Genomic DNA, 17,915 nt, shown 5'->3' with positions numbered 1-17,915 from the left:
TAAAAACACCGATACCAGGATTATATGTGATGAAACTGGTATTATGGCTGCAAAACTGATGTTCAAACTCTGCAAATCTTCATCAATTCTACTCAACCGTTAATATATTTCTTCTAACCGTCGATAAATTCCTTCCAACCGTTAATAATCACTTATAAACTGTTAAATAAAATTCTATAACTGGTAATAACTAAGCAAGAATTGTTGAAATGCATTCCTCATCAGGCTAAAACAAGCGAATTTTCAAACATCCTTGCTAAAAAGGACTCTTTTTCAGCAATATACACAAAAAAACAGGATTCCGACCCTGGAATCCTGCTTTACTACTTTATTTTCACTCTGGTGCAGTGAATGAACGCTGTGCGAGTTCGTTTTCTAGCATGAAGAATGCGTTGCTGTCCTGGTCGATCCGGCGCAGCTTCTGAATCAGGCTGTCGAACAGGGCTTCTTCTTCAACCTGTTCTTCAATGAACCATTTCAGGAATGTCATCGTCGCGTGTTCGCGCTCATCAAGGGCGATATCCGCGAGATTGTAAATTCGGCGCGTGACTTCCTTCTCATGTGCCATGCCTTTCTTAAAAACATCAAGAACAGATTCGAACTCGTTTGATGGGGCATTGAAGCCATCGAATGTCACGCGCTCACCCATATCATTGATGAAATTGTAAAATTTCATCGCATGGAAGCGTTCTTCTTCAGCTTGTACCAAAAAGAAATTCGCAAAACCATCCAGGTTTTCCGCTGAACAATACGAAGCCATTGCCATGTACGCATGGGCAGAATAAAACTCATAATTCATTTGTTCGACCAAACCATTAACCAACTTATCGCTGATCATTGTGATTCCTCCTCAATTCATGCAGCTCTTTTCTTTTTACGCTAACATAATTATTTTGCCTTAACAATTGAATTTTACCCTTTTGCGCTTCTTAAAACCATGTTTATCCAAAGGTCGGCAATAAAAAAGGACAGCACGGATGCAAACGCTTATGCCATACCTCCTGAACTGTCCTTGAAACATTAAAGGCTGTTTGCTCATTGATTATTGCTATTCGTCTAGGTTTTGGTAACCGCATCAAAGCTCTTTCGAGAAGACTTCTGAATATGGATGGCCCTAAAACTCGTAAAAACCCAGGTGCCGGTTTTTACTTTTGGTTGAGAGCAACAAAGTTTACGAAAAGAGCGTCATTAAAATAAATCCATTAAAAGATCCCAAAACCCTTTCTTTTTCTCAGGCTTTGCTTGTTTCTCTTCTTGTTCTTCTTTTTCAATCGCTTCTGTTTTGATGACGAATTGTACGGAAGTGATGTTCTCGTTCTTCGGGGACACAAAAGAAACTGGCTCGAAGTCTGATTTGTCATACTCCTTGATCATTTCATTGATTTCCTGCTGCATTTGCTCAGGCAGGTCTTTCGTTTCCTTATGCAATTCGCTTGTTCCGTTGTGGAGTTCGCCGACTCCTTTATTCAATTCACCTGTGCCATCTGCCAGACCGGCAACTCCTGAATGCAGCTTGTTATAGGAAGCTGCCAGCTTGCTCACTCCTCCTGTATAACCAACAAGACCGGAGTGGAATTCTCCGTATTGAGAGGACAATTCCGCGAGCCCTTTCTGAAGCTGTTCCAGACCGCTCATATCCATATCCTTAAGAGAAACAGACAGGTCACCGGCAATCGCTGTTAGTCCTGCGCTCATCTCCGTTACCGATCCGCTTACCTGCATGAGTGTAGGATCAACGGCTGCATAGGCTTCCTGTACTTGTGAATAAGTACCTTTAACTTTCTGGGCAGCTGCATAGGACTCAACTAGTTTGTTGACAACATTCGCATCCGCGCCGCTGCTGTATAATGCTTTTATCTCTTCATCTGAAATCTGATGGGCCGGAATTTCTTTAATTGCACCATCAAGTGCACCGTACGCCAAAGCGTAATTTTGGCGCAAAGTGGTCAGCCCATCTGCTGCCTGGTTCATCCCGCTGGCTAATTTAGTCAGGACCGCAGGCAGTTCACTCAAACTCGACACATCCATTTGGGCAGAATCCCCGGAAAGAGAGGTGCTCATTTGTTTCAATGCATCGCCAATCGAACTGGATGCACCGACGATTTGTGAGGATGAACCGTTCAGCTCAGTCATGCCGTTTTTATATTTTGCCGAACCATCACGCAGGCTTGCTGCGCCATTGTTCAATTGCGAAACACCACTCTTCAGGTCGGCAACTCCATCATTCAATTCCCTGATTGCATCCGATAATGCCGACATATCATCGGTCATACTCTCCATTTCAGAAGTATTAATCGGCAGGGTCGACGGAACAGCTGCAATATCGACACCGGTGAATTCAAAATCCTCCACATCTGCTTCGACAATGAACTCTTCCTCCTGTCCAGGCATTACTGTGAAAGTAATTTGCTTGTTCTTTCCGGCATTTGCAACCATGCCGCCATCTGCTTCTATATTTTGATAATTATTTGAGAGTTGCAGGGAAACTTGCAATAAGTAATTGTCAAAGTAAATACCGTCTGCTTTTTCATTGGCAGCAGTATTGATCTTTATTTCTAAACTGCCTTCTTTTCCAGCAAGTTCGGATGCTTCAACCTCACGCCCATCGAGTAAATAGGAAATCTCAATATCCCATGGCAGCTCAGTGTTGTCTTCCATATTGCCCTGATAATAAAACTTTCCTTCAGGGGCATCAATCTGGACGGCCTGCCCATTGTGAGCAAGTTCGGAAAGGTCAGTCAGGTTTTTGACACTGCTGTAGTTCCCATAATCGAGAATTTCTCCAGCCTTCGCTACCTCCAAAGTATTGACAACATAAATATCATCAAGGTCTCCATTGGATTTTAATGTTGCGTATACGACTTCGTCCTTGGCGGCGATTTTCCCTTCAGTTTCTGCCGCCGCTCCATAACTAAGAAATGAAGGCAAGATAATCATCGATGCGAGGGCAGCAGGAAGTAATTTGTTTGTTCTCATCATCATTTCTCCTCGTAAAAGTTTGCTTTATAGGTCGTCTTTTTAATGAATTTATCGAACACCAGCAGCATAGCCGGCAAGAAGAATACGACCATCACGAACGCAAGCAATGCGCCCCTTCCTAATAACAGGCCGATGGATCCAACAATCGGGTTGGAAGACGTCATCCATAAAATAAACCCGACACTCGATAAAATAGCTGCAGATATGGAGATGGAGAACGTTTTTTCATCCAATGTTTTCACGATTGCTTTTTTCGCGGACATTTCCTGACGGTTATGCTGGTATGCTTCCGTCAGCAAAATTGCATAGTCCACCGTTGCCGCCAGCTGTACCGTACTAATGATCAAATATCCGACAAACACCAGCGATGAACTTGTAAAATACGGAATCGACAGATTGATCCAGACGGCAGACTGGATCGTGATCAGCAATGCGAGTGGAATCGAAATCGACTTAAAGGTTGCCAGCAGGACAATGGCAATCGTTACGACTGTCAACACGTTCACGACGATATTATCCTTGTTGACGACATTCTTGATATCATACAGTGTCACACTCTCTCCCATGCTCATTGCCTGATCACCATAATATCCTTCAGCCTCCGCTTCTACCTTCTGGACAATTGAAAAAGGAATATCTCCTTCTGTCCCCTGATTCGTATTGATGATGATCCGGCTGTAATTTTCCGAATAGAATTCGTTTGTGATTGAGTCATCCAGGTATTCAGGCGGAATGACCGAGCCTACCATATTCACATAGGCAATCACGCTCGTTACGTAATCGAGATCCTCCAGATCCTGGACTAGCTCCGCTTCCTTTGCTGTATCTCCTTTAGGAACCAAAAGGACAATCGGAGTCGTTTCTCCAAACGCTTCTTTTATCTCGATAAAATCTCTGCCGGCACGTGTTGTTTCCGGCTGTTCGCCAAGCCCATACGTAAATGCCGTATTGCTTTGCGCCAAAAAGCTTGGAATGAGAATCGCAAAAACAAGCAGCAGGCTTGGTATCTTAAGTTTGACCACAATATTACCGATTCCAGTAAAGCTTGGAACAAAACTTCTGTGCTGCGTTTTGTCCATCCATTTATAGAACAGTAAAGTGAGCGCCGGTAAAAACACCATGACGCTGATAAAGCTCAGTACAATTCCTTTAACCAGATTGATTCCAAGATCTGAGCCAATTTCAAATTTCATGAATGTCAGCGCGATGAATCCAAAAAATGTTGTCGCCGCACTGGCGGTAATCGCAGGGAATGACTTTTTCATCGCCAGACGCATGGCTTCTTCAGGATTATTAGTCTGCTTTCGATAATCAGAAAAACTGTGAAGCAGGAATACGGCATAATCGAGTGAAACGGCCAGCTGCAGGATCGGAGCGACCGACTGAGTAACGAAGGAAACCTCGCCGATAAAAATGTTCGTGCCCAGGTTGATCAGGACCGAGACTCCGATTGCCAGCAGGAAGAATAAAGGCTCGATCCACGACGTAGTTGAGACGACAAGAATGAAAATTATGATCGGAACGAGCAAAACAGCAGCATACATCGATTCTGTTCCAGCCATTTTTTGTGATGATGCCGTATTGATGGCTTCGCCCGCAATCGCTCCGTCTTCACCAATCAAGTTATATATCGCATCGGTGATCGGAACCTCATCACCAGAGCGGACACTGATCGAGAACAGCGCATTACCATCTTTGTAGTAGTTTTCGACTGTCTCTTTGTCTGCCATTTCGAGGGGTTTCTTCAAATCCACCACATCATCAAGCCAAATGACGTCGCCAACACCATCAATGGCTGACAATCTCTCTTTAAGACTGAGCGCTTCCTGCAAGGATATATCCCTTACCATCACCCTTGTATCTGGTACCTCAGCAGTGAACTCCTTTTCCATGATTTCCATTGCCCTTGTTGACTGGGCATCTTCAGGCAAATAATCGACCATATTATAATTGACCGAAACAAAAAATTGCGCCACTGTTGAAATTAACGCAAATACAACAAACGCGATCACAACAGCTTTCTTATGTTTGATGATTTTTTCTGCAATGCTTATCATTCTTCAACCTCACTTGAGTCTTTTGCCATTTCACTTTATCATTATATAAACACCGTGTTGTCTATTCAACAAACAGTTGGGCATATAACGTGCAATAAACAACATAAAGTCAATATCTGTTGTTTAACTCTATGTTTTGAAAATAAAGGAAGGGTTTAAGGAAATGGACAGACGTAAAAGATATACAAGGATGGTTTTAAAGGAAAGCCTGATGGACTTATTAAAAAACAAGCCAATTTCCAACATCACCATTAAGGAAATCTGTGAGCTGGCAGACATCAACCGCTCCACATTCTATTCTCATTATTCCAGTCAATATGACCTGCTTAATGCAATTGAAGAGGAATTTATTGTAGACATGGTATCAACGCTTAACCAATATAATTTTTCCAAAGAAGAAGAAGCTTTAAAGATGACCGAGAAGATCCTCGAATATATTGCCAAGAATAGCGATGTATGCCAGACACTTCTGAGCGAAAATAGCGACATTCACTTCCAGAAAAAAGGAATGATGATCACCCAGGAATTCATCTTCAAAAACTGGATTTCCGACAGCCAGCATGACCGCGAAACATTTGAATATATTAATATCTTTGTTGTCAGCGGAAGTATTTATGTGATTAAAAACTGGGTGGAGAACGGGATGGATAAAACACCGAGAGAGATGGCAGAAATCATCTATAACTTCATAAATAGAGGATTATCAAATATACGATAAAGCGCCGGCCCCTGATTTGGGCCGGCGCTTTCATTATTTCAACACCAGTCTCGTGACGCTCTCAATCTGAGAAGTGTGCGGGAACATGTCGACTGGCTGAATGTATTCAACTTTATATTTTGAGCCGAGTGTCGTGATATCCTTTGCAAGTGTTGAAGGATTGCAGGATACATACACAAAGGTTTTTGGCTTGATTTTCAGGACGGTCTGGAGGAATTGCTCGTCGCAGCCTGTCCGCGGAGGATCGACGACAATCACATCCGGACGCCATCCTTCCTTCAGCCATTTTGGAAGCAGTTCTTCCGCTTTCCCCATATAGAATCTTGCATGCTTGACTTTGTGCTTCTCGGCATTCTTTTTGGCATCCTCGACAGAGTCTGGAATGACATCCATTCCACGGACATCGCCTGCCTGACCGGCCATCCACAACCCAATCGTTCCGACTCCGCAATAAGCATCCACAAGCTTTTCCTTGCCTGTCAGCTTCGCGGCTGCCTTCGCTTCATTATAGAGTTTGACGGTCTGTTCTGGATTCAGCTGGAAGAATGTACGAGCCGACAATTCGAACTGCAGGTCTCCCAGTGTCTCCTGGATAAAATCGCTGCCTTCTAACGTTGCGGTTTCGCTTCCAAAAATGACAGAAGTTTTTTCTCCGTTGACGTTTTGGACAATAGAATTCACCTCAGGAAGGCGCTTCTTGATTTCCTGGATAACGATATCCTTCTTCGGCAGCTCTTTTTTGGTCGTGATCAGGACAATTTGGAGCTCCCCGGTCTGGACTCCCGTTCTCGCAACAATTGTGCGCACGAGCCCTTTGTGCTTTTTCTCATTGTAAATCGGGATCTTCAAATCCTGAAGAATGCCTTTTACAACTTCTGTAGCTTTCGTCGTTGCCGGATGCTGTACCGCGCATTGCTCGATATTGATCAGATTATGGGAGTTCAGGCCATACAGGCCGGCAAGCACTTTTCCATCCTTTTCACCTACCTGGAATTGGCTCTTGTTCCGGTAACCCCAGGGATTCTCCATACCAATCGTTGGCCGGATATCCAGGTCATCGATTTTCAGCTTTGTGTGGCGCTCCAAAGCCTGGATGACAATATCGCGCTTTTCATTAAGCTGCTGGTCATAGCGCAAATGCTGGAGCTGGCAGCCTCCGCACTGATCATAAACCGGACATAGCGGCTTGATCCGATGCTCTGATTGTTTGCGGATTTTCTTGATTTTTGCCTCAGCAAACTTAGGGTGGACCTTTGTCGCCTCCGCAACAATCTCCTCACCCGGCAGAGCACCTGGCACGAACACAACCTGGCGCTTGAAATAGCCTACGCCTTCTCCATTGATGCCAAGACGCTTGATCGTCAGCGGAAAGGTTTGTTTCAGCTCCAGCTTCGCTGTCTGCTGGTCTTTGTTCGTTTGCTGGCCCATTTTTTTATATTGGCCTTTACTTTGTACACCTTTTTTATGCTGGACTTTGCTATCTGGACTTTTCTTGTGCTGGGCTTTGCTTTGCACCCCATTGGTGTTGTGCTGATCTTTTCTGGTATGCTGATCTACTTTTATTTGCTGCTCTTTTTTCATAAAACTTCACTCCAATTATTCAATGCTTCTCCATAAATAGAGCGAAGCATAGCTTAAATAAGGGTTCCAGGGTTCTTTAAACTTTTCCATTTCGGCAGGAGTCGGTTTTTCCTCCAAACTGAAATATTTTTTCAGCGCATTTTGGATGCCGATGTCCCCCATCGGAAACAAATTCGGCCGCCCGAGCGCGAACATTAAAAAGTTTTCAACCGTCCATGGACCGACACCGCGAATCTTTATCAATTCTCTGGTGACTTCCGCATCAGGCATTGTCTTCATTTTTTCAAAATCAAGCTGGCCAGATGCTGTCATTTCTGCGATTCCAATCACATATTCAGCCTTCCGCCCGCTGAACTGTAACTCCCGCAGCTGTTCAACTGTCAGCTGTGCTACTTTTTCCGGGTTAGGATAATACCAGACACCATCCAGTTCCTCCCCGAAAGATTTCACAAACCGTTCTGTTAAAGTAAAAGCGAATTTAAGGTTGACCTGTTGATGGATAATGCTCTTGACCAAACTTGAAAACGGATCAAACTCAAGAACGAGCGGAGTGCCATAATGTTCAATGAACAAGTCCTTTAATTCCGTCGTCTGAAAATGCTCATGAATCTGAATCAATTTCACATCCCACTGAAAAATTTCGGACAGTCGATCGAGCGTACTTTCTTTTTCGTTGTCCGCACGAATCAGGAATTCGGGCTTTTCCAGAGTCCCAGTTCCGATGACTTCTGCAACGATTTTTTTATTGTTAAAAGAAAGCGGAATCTTAACATGCCGCTTTTCGATATCAACAGAATGCAAAGGATCGAGCGCCAGCCTGCTTAAAGCTAAATCAAAATCATAGGGTCCTGAAAATGACACCTTTTCTTCCCACATATATAAACCGCCCTTTAATATTTTCCCCGTATTATAGCATTTTCAGAGGATTTTTACGAAAATAGTATAGAATCCGGCGCTTATTTCACAAAATCGAGTTGAAGACCAGGGGGATAATTTGCCCTTTCATGTTTTATTGGCGGAGTTCACAATTTTATTGGCGATAATCTCATTTTATTGGCGAAGTTCACAACTTTATTGGCGATAATTTTATTTTATTGGCGAAAATCCGATTTTATTGGCGAACTGGAAAAAATGAGCCCTTTTTTCCAATTCCAATAATCCCGGCACCAGAAAAGATGCCGGGAAAAATACATACTAGTACAACATCGGATCCTTCATTCCGCCTTTGCTTAGCATCAGATCATCCAGGCTTTTAAAATTGTAGCCTTGTTCCTTTAGATCCCTGATTACTTTTCCGAGGGCGTCGGCATTGTCCTTTGATACGGTGTGCAGCAGCAGGACTGCGCCCGGGTGGATCTGCGTCATGATTTTATCATAAGAGTATTGAGCGCCTTTTTGCTGGTCGGTATTCCAGTCAACGAAGGCGAGCGACCAGAACACATGGGTATAGCCAGCTTCCTTCGCAACTGCCATCGTCTTTTCGCTGAAAATCCCGCGCGGCGGACGCAAATACGCCATATGCTTGTTTCCAGTGATCCTTTCCGTTTCAGCCCTGACCATTTCCAGTTCCTTTTTGATTTTCTCATCGCTGATTTTCGTCATATCAGGATGGTGCCATGAATGATTACCGATGATATGGCCTTCATTGGCCATTCGGGCAACCAGCTCTGGAGCACTCTCGAGATAATGGCCAGTCACGAAAAAAGCAGCCGGCACCTTCTCCTCCCTTAAAATATCAAGGATTTGCTCAGTATAGCCATTTTCATAACCGTTATCGAAGGTTAAATAAATATCCTTTGAATTCTTGTCTCCTTTGTAGACTGCTCCGTGGTCTTCAAGGATGACCTCAAACATCCTGCCGGCATCCGCCTGCCTTCCGTTGCGGCCCTTCTTGAAACCCCAGTGCAATGGTGAGTTGGAGTTTACCTCCGCACCTGTTGTCGCTGGCAAGGTAATCAACAGCAGCATCGCTGAAGCAAGAAAAACTTTAACTATCTTTTTCATGATGTTCCTCCATTGATGTTTTTCCTTAGTGTTCGCCAGCTTGTCAAAAAAATTCTTATAAGTATAACTCGAATTTTAATGGCGAATAGTAAAAACATACAAAACCCTAAGGAGAAAGTTATGTCAGAAGAACAAAAAATTAATTGGACATCTGGAGAAGTGGGCAATCTTTGGAATATATACATGGCTAACTCAATGGCTGCCTGCATGTTCAGGCATTTTCTATTGAATGTGGAAGACGAGGAGATTAAGGATTGCCTGATATCAGCGGATCAATTGAGCAAGAAGATTCTCTCGGAATTGGAAGAACTATTTTCAAACGAAGGAATGGCAATACCAAATGGATTTTCAGGGGCGGACGTGAACGAACAGGCCCCAAGGCTGTTTTCAGATAGTTTTTACCTGAACTATCTAGATATGATGGTCAAATATGGGGCGCTCTATTACAGCGTCGCTTTGCCTGGTTTCTCGAAGATGGACCTGCGCCATTCAATCACGAATATCCATATTTCTACCCTTAATCTTTCAAATAAGGTAACTGAAATGATGCTGAAGAAGGGATTGCATGTCAGGCCGCCATACATCCCGATAACGAATGAGACGTCTTTTGTTGAAAAACAAAGCTTTTTTAATGGTTATTTTGGTGATAAAAGACCTCTTTCAGCTTTGGAAATAACCCATTTATTCCTGAACATCCAGGTCAATGCGGTTAAAACGATCCTTGTAATGGGATTCAGCCAGGTGGCTAAGAATGAAGAAGTAAGGAATTATTTTTTACGTGGAAAAAAAATCAATATCAAGCAGCACAATACACTTTCCCAGATCATGTACAAAGAGGACTTGCCTGTAACAATTCCAAGCCAGTTTATGATTACAGAATCGACTCAGGCTCCTTACTCAGATAAGCTGATGCTATTCCATATTTCAAACCTGTCCTCCGCAAAGGTACGTAACTTCGGAGATTCAATGGCAGTAAGCCCGCGACATGATCTCGGGGCGACCTACACAAGATTCCTGATGGAAACAGCCAATTTTGCTGAAGATGGCGGGAATATCCAAATTGAAAATGAATGGCTGGAAAGGCCTCCGGGAAATGTGGACCGCGACCAGCTCGCAAAAAAGAAGAAATAGAAAAGCGGAGGGATTGCCCAGCTCTTACAAGCGTCTCAAGGAGTCATAAGCACAGATAGGCATGTAAAAGGAGACTCTCAAAAAGCGAGTCTCCTTTTGTTAGTATTATTTGTAAACTCGATCTGCGAACTGTGCCAATTTTTCAAGGGAAGATTTCTCAACATCCTCGTGCAGGCTGTTCCCGTGTGAGTCCATTGTGACAACGGCAGTAAAGCCTTCCACGTTTAGGTGCCACATTGCTTCAGGAATACCAAAGTTCATCAGGTCAACACCCTCCACTGACTTAATGCAGTCAGCATAATACTGGGCAGCTCCACCGATGGCATTCAGGTAAATACCGCCATGCTCCTTCAAGGCAGCAAGCGTCTTCGCGCCCATTCCGCCTTTGCCGATGACCGCGCGGATGCCGAACTTTTTCATGATATCGCCCTGATAAGGCTCCTCACGAATGCTTGTTGTCGGGCCTGCTGCCTTCACCTGCCAGTTACCTTCTTCATCCTTCAGCATAACCGGGCCGCAATGGTAGATGATCTGGCCATTCAGATCCACTGGCGAATCATGGTCTGACAGATACTTATGGATCGCGTCACGTCCGGTGTACATCATGCCGTTGATTTTCACGACATCTCCCACCTTTAGCCCGCGGATTTGCTCCTCTGTAATCGGAGCGGTCAGTGTGACAACATTCTCTTCTGCCGGTGCTTCAACAGCTGCCGCAATTTCCTGGGCAGCAGGCTGGGCAAAATCGATCTTCTCACCCTCCTGATACATCCATTCCTGGATATCCCCTGTTTCAGGATTTACTGCAACACCAAGACGTCGGTATGCCCAGCAGTTATAGGCCACGGAAACGTAGAAGCTTGCAGGAATTCGGTTCATGACACCGATTTTGCAGCCCAGAAGTGTCGTTTCGCCGCCAAAGCCCATCGTACCTATTCCAAGCTTGTTCGCATTTTCCATTACATATTCTTCAAGATCGCGAAGGTCAGGATGCGTGTTCACATCGTCTACCGTACGGAACAGCTGCTCTTTCGCAAGGTCATACCCGGAAGAACGGTCGCCGCCGATACCAACGCCGATGAAGCCGGCGCTGCAGCCTTGTCCCTGTGCCTGATAAACCGAATGCAAGATACATTTGCGGATACCATCTAGATCGCGTCCAGCACGTCCTAGTCCTTCCAATTCTGCAGGAAGGCTGTATTGAATATTTTTATTTTCACAGCCGCCGCCTTTTAAAATCAGACGAGCATCAATATAGTCCTTTTCCCATTGCTCAAACTTGATGACAGGAGTGCCTCCGCCAAGGTTGTCACCACTGTTATCCCCCGTCAGTGAATCAACGGAGTTCGGACGAAGCTTCCCGTCCTTCGTTGCCTGTGCAATCGCGTTGTAAATCGCTTTTTTCATTTCAAGCTGGTTTGCGCCAACCGGAGTTTTGATCTTGAAGGTTGGCAGCCCAGTATCCTGGCATATAGGCGATACCTTGTCATCAGCCATTTTAATATTATTCGTGATCGTATCAAGGCTCATCGCCGAACGGGTACCCTCGTTTTCACGCTCCGCTGCCGACTTGATCGCCCTGCGCACATCCCTAGGCAGGTTCGTGGATGTTTCAACAATCAGCTGGTACATGCTTTCCTGAAACTTTTCAATATTCATCTGACTTCCCCTCTCCCCTTGTTTGCTGTCTCTTTATATGTGAAAATTTTATAACAATTTCTCCGATATCATTATACTCCTATCATCTATGTATTTAAAGATAGAAAGTGAAATCGTTTACAAATACGAAAAGCGGAAGCGCCTTGGTTAGCCCCGACAAGCGTTGCCCGTCTACAACGCCGCGCCTCCCAATTAGAAGCCGCAGCTAGACAAGCTCTCTAGCTGCTCAAAGCTAACGCTTCTCACAAAATACTCGAAGAGGATACTCGGTATGAAAACTGGCTAGGCGCTGGAGCGAACACCGGAAAAGTTTATGAAATAAAATAAGAGACCACATAAAAGGTCTCTTACAAATCGCGATGCTTAAACTCGCGGCATTTCGCGTCCATTTCTTCAACGATCTGGATCATGCGGTCGATATCCTCCAAGTCCGCTTCCACTGGATCAATTGCTTCAAGCAACTCAGCAAACATATCCAAACGCTGCTTCAAAAATACCACCTGCGTATTTTTATCATTTATCGGATTACCCAAAATTCTCTCTCCTTTCACTACCACTAACATCCTACCTAAAAATGGGCGAATGTGCAATATGACAGCTAATAGTTAACACACCATTGATATCTATTGGATAGTATTCCCCCTTTCATATATGTTTGCCCCGGCTTATTTAGGAAAAAACATATAGGAGGTGATGAAATGTTCTTTAATTCATGGGATGCGGTTTGGCGAACCTTGATTGTCGGAATACTTGCTTATGCCGCACTCGTATTTATACTGCGGATATCGGGAAAAAGAACGTTATCCAAGATGAATGCTTTCGACTTGATTGTAACCGTGGCTCTTGGTTCAACTTTGGCAACTATTTTGTTGAATAAAAATGTAGCCCTCGCTGAAGGAATCTCTGCCTTCTTCATCTTAATTGCACTTCAGTACTCGGTGGCATGGCTTTCCATCCGTTCAGACCTGTTCAAGAAACTAATTAAGTCAGATCCGAAGCTGATTTATTATCAAGGCAATTATTTAAAAGAAAATATCGTCAAAGAGCGTGTGTTGGAGGTTGAAATTCTCCAGGCTGCGCGTTCCAGCGGCATCAATTCTATGGAACAAGTGGAAGCCGTTGTACTAGAAACAGACGGCCGCATTTCTGTCATAAAAAAATCAGATTCAGAGACCAACACGCTGAATAATGTTGACAAATAGAAGAAGCAGGCTGAATTAACAGCCTGCTTTGTTTTGATTTATTCATCAAGCCCAGTGGCCTTCCCTTCCCGGCTTGAATCGGCTGCTCCATAAAGGATGCCTTTTTCTCGATCAATCTTGATCGCCTGTACATTTCCGAGTGGGAATGGTCCATCGGCGAACTCAAATCCCCTCGATTCCATTTCGCCTTTCGCCTCCATGCTGATTCCAGATTCCCAGCCAACGAGCGGGCCGCTACTATTGAAAATCCTCGGCTCCTCAATAGCATCTTTGAGGTCCATCCTAAAATCAAGAACATTGACGATTGTTTGGAAAACCGAGCCAATGATTGTCGGTCCGCCTGGAGACCCCAGCGTTAAGACAGGTTCATTATCCTTGAATACAATCGTCGGCGTCTTGCAGCTTACCGGACGTTTGCCTGGCTGAACTTCATTCAAGCCGCCAGGGACCGCATCAAAATCAGTCAATTCGTTGTTTAATACAAACCCATGGTCCTTGACCATAATTCCAGAACCAAATGGATGCTCTACCGTTGATGTGCAGGCAACAATATTGCCCCATTTATCCATGACAGTGAAATGGGTCGTTTCGCTTCTCTCCTTTTCTGGCTCGAACGGCTGGCGCACCACGTTTATTTCTTTTCCATCCGTATAAGCCCACGGGTTGCCGAAGTCGACTGCGTCATTTCTCCGCTCGAAATTAATCAGCTTGCGGCGGTCTGCAAGATACTCTTCACTAAGCAATCCTTCTAACGGGATACCCCCAAAATCAGGATCTCCGGAAAAAGCGATTTTATCTGAAAAAGCAATCCTCATTGCTTCTGTAAACAGAAAATATTTCTCCCATGATTTCACGTTATACTTACTGAGATCAAAGCCTTCAAGCAGTTTTAAAATTTGCAGCATCGTTGTTCCGCCGGCACTTGGCATATTGGAAGAAGCTATTTTGTAGTCTCGGTACGTTCCCCAGACAGGCTCATCAATCGAAATTTCATAATCTCTAAGATCTGACATTTCCATGATGCCGCCAAGTTCTTTTAGGGTCGAGATAAGGGCTTCCCCGATCTCTCCTTCATAAAAAGCTTCGATGCCGTCGCGCTGAAGGATGCGGAAGGTTTTTGCAAGATGCTCCTTCTGGTAGACATCCCCTTCTTTAAGGGATTTGCCTCCAGGCTGAAACAGTTCCTTCGCATGATCTCCAAGACGGTAATCAAAGGTGTTCAGGATTTCCTCCATCACCCAGTTAACCTCGACGCCCTTTTCAGCGGCCTGGGCAGCGGGTTCGATCAATTCAGCCAGCTGCTTTGTCCCATATTCCTTCCTTGCCGCCTCCATTGCTTTCAGGATTCCAGGGACACCAACTCCACTGGCATGTGTCGACCTTTTTTTAAATGGGATGACTTCTCCCTTTTCATCTAAAAAAAGTTCAGTATGTGCCGCTTTCGGGGCCCTTGTATGACCATCAAAAATTTTCGTTGTCTTGCTTTCGGCATGATAGACCATAAAAAAGCCGCTGCCGCCGATTCCAGTCATCATCGGTTCTCCGACATTTAAACCAAATTGGATGGCAATTGCCGCATCAATCGCGTTGCCTCCTTCACGAAGGATTTTCTCCCCGGCATTCGTTGCAACTGGATGGGCTGAAGCTGCCATCGCAATTTTACCTGTCGCTGTTTCTCTATCATAATCACATCTGTTTGAGCGTGGTTTAAATTCCTTATCCATTGGCTGTGACCTCCCAATTTCTGCTTGTACTTATAAATACCCCCGTATGGAGGATAAAAACAAACAAATATATGGGAGAAAAGACAATAAAAAACCAGTCCTGGAGTTCAGGACTGGTTTCTCATATACGTTTATCGGTTGTTATCGTTCTTCTGGTTTTCCGGCGATACAGTGAAGGTATTTGAAGTATTGCCTAAACCTGTTGTATCAGACGGTTTGCTTTCCATGCCTGTAGCGTATCCGTCAGCGGCGCCGTTTGAACCTGAACCTGAGTTTGAAGAGCTTGATTCAGATGCAGAATTAACCACTGGGTTGTCCATTGCAACAGAACCTGCCTCCTTCACTTTTGAGCTGACTTCCTTCAAGTCATCCTTTGCGTTCATCACAGTTAAGACCGCATCTCCAGAGATGGATTTAGCATCACCCATCTTGCTGAATACATCATCATTCAGGCGCTGATAAAGGTTTTGAGCATCGCTGATCGCTTCCTTTAGAATGCTGGATGCTTCCTTGAAGCTGCTCATCATTTGATCCTTTACTTCAGAAGGATTGTTTTTGACTTCGCTGATTACATTCATTGATGTGTCTTTTGCACTGACAGCCTTATCCTTCACCTTTGTACGAGTGTTCGAATCAAGCATTGCCATTGCACCGCCAATCGCTGCGCCGATTAGCACACCCTTCATAAGCTTGCCGTTTGATGAGCTAGAGTTACTTGAGCTGTTTACTCCGTAGCTGCTAGAGTAGCCACCCATTGAATTGTTGTTCGAATACGAATCACCTGAAGTGGTGCTTGCGTATGTTGTTGTTCCAGTTGTTGTATCATATGAAGCATTTTCCCTTGAAGAAGTGTACATGTTGTTGTTCGTATTATAATTTGAAGTGTTACCTGTTTGGTTAGAAAAAGTGTTGTCAGCCATAATATATTTCCTCCTTTTAATGTTTGGTGTTTTATTTTGTTATGTCTAACTAATTCCCGCCTTGGACGACCGTTAAACAGGATATATATACCTTTTGTCAAGAGGAAAAAATTACTAGAAAATTAAAAAAGAACCTTACTCCTAAATAAAGGAATAAGGTTCTCTTATTTGATATTTATCTGGGTCTATCGCTGGAAACAAAACCAAAGCTGACATGATCCTGCACCGGGATCCATGCTCCAATCCCCTGTGAAACAACATTTTTGACGACAATGAATTTCTTGCTCCCTTTTAGCATCAAATAGACCTCTCCATATGTCACCTTTCCCTTTTCATTGATCGCCGGGGCATAAGCATAAAGGTAACCGAGGCGTTTCGGCTGGATATTATAGATATGATCTTTTTTCGTACCAGCGCCGACAATGGTTTCAAACGCTAGCGGCAGCCCTGTATTCTTTGCTGCTTTTAACAGCATCATCTTTTGCACATCTTCGGCATTCTTGATTTTCGCGGTCAAGCCGCCCTTCACGACCTTTTGCTGTTCCTGTACATAATGGATTTGATAAATAGAATTCCCGCCGCGATTATCAAAGTAGTTCGTATTGATTTTCTGGAACTCCCAGTTCGGCGAAGTTTCAGTCGACACATAATTCAACGGCCATTCCCCAAGATAAACAATCGCTCGATAGCCGATTGCAAAAGGAGTGCTGTTAATGGAAGTTTCATTCAGCATACGAATCAAATCAGGATTCTCAATCTTCACTTTTGACGTTTTCAACAGATTCTTCGTCAGCTCACTTGGCTGAAGGAAAGGCAAATCCTCCGTCGGGTTGGGATAGGTGTTATCCTTTGTGATATTCATAACTGAATTCGGAATTGTATACTTTGCCTTTTCCGACTGCTTAGGCTGTGGAGCCTTTTTACCTTTTCCTTCCTCAGCAAACCCAGGCGCTAAAATGGACATCATGAAAACAATCGTCATAACAAGGATAGCTGCTTTTTTCATTTGGTGTTGTCTTCTCCTTTCACTACGGGAAACTTATAAGTTTGTTTATAGTGTTTTCGGAGTTCATTAACTTTATCCAAAGTTTAGGCTGCTTTCGGAAAGTTTGTGGTTTACAGGCATAATGAAAGGCCCTGCCCAAGACAGAGCCTCACAATTATCGTGCAGAAGTGAGCAGCTTATTATAAAGCTTTTCACAGTAAGGGTAGAACAATTGAATCAGCGGTCCGATTGCGAAGGTTACAATCAACGTACCAATTCCGATTGGTCCTTTAAAAATGAAGGCAGCGGACAAGGCAAATACTTCACCAAGCGTTTTTGCTGCCATCAGGTTGAGACCAAACCGTTCCCTTAATGCCATCATAAAATTGTCGATCGGAATCAATGGGAACTTCGGCTGCAAATAAACTGCCAGTCCAAAGCTTAGCGCGACCATTCCCAATAAAAAGACTGCAAATTGTTTTACGTAGCCGGTTACAACCAGATCCTCAAACACACGCAAAAGCCAGAAGTCGATCAGCACACCTGTGATCAGCAGCGTGATAATCGCAGCCAAATCCGGACGCCTTTTTACTAAAGCTGCATTGATGAAGATCATGATGATACCAACGATTACAACCCAGCTGCCAGGTGTCAGTCCCACAGTTTTCGATAAACCGACATTAAGCGCATCCCATGCGCCCGTTCCCAATCCCGCTTTAATGGTCATCGATACTCCAAAAGATAGAATAATTAACCCAATGATGTAAAAAAGAGTGCGATAAACAAAAGCCATATTTCATATTCTCCTTCTTAGTAAAACCGTTCTAATGTATTGAAGCTTAGGATACTTTTGTTCCAGAAAGGCCTCTTTTTAGACATTTCCTCGGCTTATCCAGCCTGAAATGGCTATTAAGTGCCTTTTCTTAGACATTTGGTCAGCTGATCCAGCCTGAAA

Annotated in this window: 15 protein-coding genes; 3 read left to right on the top strand and 12 right to left on the bottom strand. The window is 44.1% G+C overall.

The window, feature by feature from the left end:
• Positions 1 to 334: 334 nt before the first annotated feature.
• The 3 genes from J7E35_RS13285 to J7E35_RS13275 all read right to left on the bottom strand — a co-directional run bounded on the left by J7E35_RS13285 (position 335) and on the right by J7E35_RS13275 (position 5,036).
• Positions 335 to 838: a ferritin gene (locus tag J7E35_RS13285; protein WP_214780429.1), complete on the bottom strand. Its 504-nt coding sequence runs from the start codon at positions 836 to 838 to the stop codon at positions 335 to 337.
• Positions 839 to 1,188: 350 nt separating this feature from the next.
• Positions 1,189 to 2,976, bottom strand: coding sequence for a YhgE/Pip domain-containing protein (locus tag J7E35_RS13280; protein WP_353050370.1), 1,788 nt, complete (start codon positions 2,974 to 2,976; stop codon positions 1,189 to 1,191).
• A gap of 2 nt (positions 2,977 to 2,978) precedes the next feature.
• A complete protein-coding gene (locus tag J7E35_RS13275) occupies positions 2,979 to 5,036 on the bottom strand; it encodes an efflux RND transporter permease subunit (RefSeq protein WP_214780425.1) in 2,058 nt (685 codons plus the stop codon).
• A 163-nt stretch (positions 5,037 to 5,199) separates the two neighbouring features.
• On the opposite strand from J7E35_RS13275, the gene J7E35_RS13270 reads away from it, so the two are divergent.
• Positions 5,200 to 5,754 (top strand): TetR/AcrR family transcriptional regulator, encoded by a 555-nt coding sequence (locus tag J7E35_RS13270; RefSeq protein ID WP_214780423.1) that lies wholly within the window; start codon positions 5,200 to 5,202, stop codon positions 5,752 to 5,754.
• A gap of 33 nt (positions 5,755 to 5,787) precedes the next feature.
• Here J7E35_RS13270 and rlmD read toward each other — a convergent pair whose 3' ends face one another.
• From rlmD to pdaA, 3 genes are all read right to left on the bottom strand, one after another.
• Entirely contained in the window at positions 5,788 to 7,182 is a 1,395-nt protein-coding gene (gene rlmD, locus J7E35_RS13265) for a 23S rRNA (uracil(1939)-C(5))-methyltransferase RlmD (protein ID WP_214780647.1), read from the bottom strand.
• Between the two features lie 168 nt (positions 7,183 to 7,350).
• Complete coding sequence (locus J7E35_RS13260) at positions 7,351 to 8,211, bottom strand: DNA-3-methyladenine glycosylase family protein (protein WP_214780421.1); 861 nt, start codon at positions 8,209 to 8,211, stop codon at positions 7,351 to 7,353.
• Between the two features lie 318 nt (positions 8,212 to 8,529).
• Positions 8,530 to 9,339, bottom strand: coding sequence for a delta-lactam-biosynthetic de-N-acetylase (pdaA, locus tag J7E35_RS13255; protein WP_214780419.1), 810 nt, complete (start codon positions 9,337 to 9,339; stop codon positions 8,530 to 8,532).
• 120 nt (positions 9,340 to 9,459) lie between these two features.
• Here pdaA and J7E35_RS13250 point away from each other — a divergent pair, with 120 nt between their 5' ends.
• Entirely contained in the window at positions 9,460 to 10,470 is a 1,011-nt protein-coding gene (locus J7E35_RS13250) for a DUF3231 family protein (RefSeq protein WP_214780417.1), read from the top strand.
• 105 nt (positions 10,471 to 10,575) lie between these two features.
• On the opposite strand, the gene J7E35_RS13245 is transcribed toward J7E35_RS13250, so the two are convergent.
• Complete coding sequence (locus J7E35_RS13245) at positions 10,576 to 12,129, bottom strand: fumarate hydratase (protein WP_251040953.1); 1,554 nt, start codon at positions 12,127 to 12,129, stop codon at positions 10,576 to 10,578.
• 347 nt (positions 12,130 to 12,476) lie between these two features.
• A complete protein-coding gene (locus tag J7E35_RS13240) occupies positions 12,477 to 12,662 on the bottom strand; it encodes an SE1561 family protein (protein WP_214780415.1) in 186 nt (61 codons plus the stop codon).
• Positions 12,663 to 12,827: 165 nt separating this feature from the next.
• Between J7E35_RS13240 and J7E35_RS13235 the strand changes: the two genes are divergently transcribed.
• On the top strand, positions 12,828 to 13,331 hold the full coding sequence (locus J7E35_RS13235) for a DUF421 domain-containing protein (RefSeq protein WP_214780413.1): 504 nt from the start codon (positions 12,828 to 12,830) through the stop codon (positions 13,329 to 13,331).
• Between the two features lie 38 nt (positions 13,332 to 13,369).
• On the opposite strand, the gene ggt is transcribed toward J7E35_RS13235, so the two are convergent.
• The 4 genes from ggt to J7E35_RS13215 all read right to left on the bottom strand — a co-directional run bounded on the left by ggt (position 13,370) and on the right by J7E35_RS13215 (position 17,753).
• Positions 13,370 to 15,055, bottom strand: a complete 1,686-nt coding sequence (gene ggt / locus J7E35_RS13230; protein ID WP_214780411.1) for a gamma-glutamyltransferase — start codon at positions 15,053 to 15,055, stop codon at positions 13,370 to 13,372.
• Between the two features lie 131 nt (positions 15,056 to 15,186).
• Complete coding sequence (locus J7E35_RS13225) at positions 15,187 to 15,975, bottom strand: YtxH domain-containing protein (RefSeq protein ID WP_214780409.1); 789 nt, start codon at positions 15,973 to 15,975, stop codon at positions 15,187 to 15,189.
• A 175-nt stretch (positions 15,976 to 16,150) separates the two neighbouring features.
• Entirely contained in the window at positions 16,151 to 16,981 is an 831-nt protein-coding gene (locus J7E35_RS13220) for a YfkD famly protein (protein WP_214780407.1), read from the bottom strand.
• 154 nt (positions 16,982 to 17,135) lie between these two features.
• Positions 17,136 to 17,753: a YczE/YyaS/YitT family protein gene (locus tag J7E35_RS13215; protein ID WP_214780405.1), complete on the bottom strand. Its 618-nt coding sequence runs from the start codon at positions 17,751 to 17,753 to the stop codon at positions 17,136 to 17,138.
• Between the last annotated feature and the right edge of the window lie 162 nt (positions 17,754 to 17,915).

This window comes from Bacillus sp. ISL-45, assembly GCF_018613195.1.
In the GTDB taxonomy this organism is placed as follows: Bacteria; Bacillota; Bacilli; order Bacillales; family Cytobacillaceae; genus Mesobacillus.
This window is presented reverse-complemented; position numbering and strand designations above follow the sequence as displayed.

Bases quoted from the DNA above. Each gene is read 5' to 3' on its own strand.
- rlmD (WP_214780647.1), bottom strand. From the start codon at position 7,182: ATGGGCCAGCAAACGAACAAAGACCAGCAGACAGCGAAGCTGGAGCTG.
- pdaA (WP_214780419.1), bottom strand. From the start codon at position 9,339: ATGAAAAAGATAGTTAAAGTTTTTCTTGCTTCAGCGATGCTGCTGTTG.
- J7E35_RS13275 (WP_214780425.1), bottom strand. From the start codon at position 5,036: ATGATAAGCATTGCAGAAAAAATCATCAAACATAAGAAAGCTGTTGTG.
- J7E35_RS13285 (WP_214780429.1), bottom strand. From the start codon at position 838: ATGATCAGCGATAAGTTGGTTAATGGTTTGGTCGAACAAATGAATTAT.
- J7E35_RS13220 (WP_214780407.1), bottom strand. From the start codon at position 16,981: ATGAAAAAAGCAGCTATCCTTGTTATGACGATTGTTTTCATGATGTCC.
- J7E35_RS13215 (WP_214780405.1), bottom strand. From the start codon at position 17,753: ATGGCTTTTGTTTATCGCACTCTTTTTTACATCATTGGGTTAATTATT.
- J7E35_RS13225 (WP_214780409.1), bottom strand. From the start codon at position 15,975: ATGGCTGACAACACTTTTTCTAACCAAACAGGTAACACTTCAAATTAT.
- J7E35_RS13270 (WP_214780423.1), top strand. From the start codon at position 5,200: ATGGACAGACGTAAAAGATATACAAGGATGGTTTTAAAGGAAAGCCTG.
- J7E35_RS13280 (WP_353050370.1), bottom strand. From the start codon at position 2,976: ATGAGAACAAACAAATTACTTCCTGCTGCCCTCGCATCGATGATTATC.
- J7E35_RS13245 (WP_251040953.1), bottom strand. From the start codon at position 12,129: ATGAATATTGAAAAGTTTCAGGAAAGCATGTACCAGCTGATTGTTGAA.
- J7E35_RS13250 (WP_214780417.1), top strand. From the start codon at position 9,460: ATGTCAGAAGAACAAAAAATTAATTGGACATCTGGAGAAGTGGGCAAT.
- ggt (WP_214780411.1), bottom strand. From the start codon at position 15,055: ATGGATAAGGAATTTAAACCACGCTCAAACAGATGTGATTATGATAGA.
- J7E35_RS13260 (WP_214780421.1), bottom strand. From the start codon at position 8,211: ATGTGGGAAGAAAAGGTGTCATTTTCAGGACCCTATGATTTTGATTTA.
- J7E35_RS13235 (WP_214780413.1), top strand. From the start codon at position 12,828: ATGTTCTTTAATTCATGGGATGCGGTTTGGCGAACCTTGATTGTCGGA.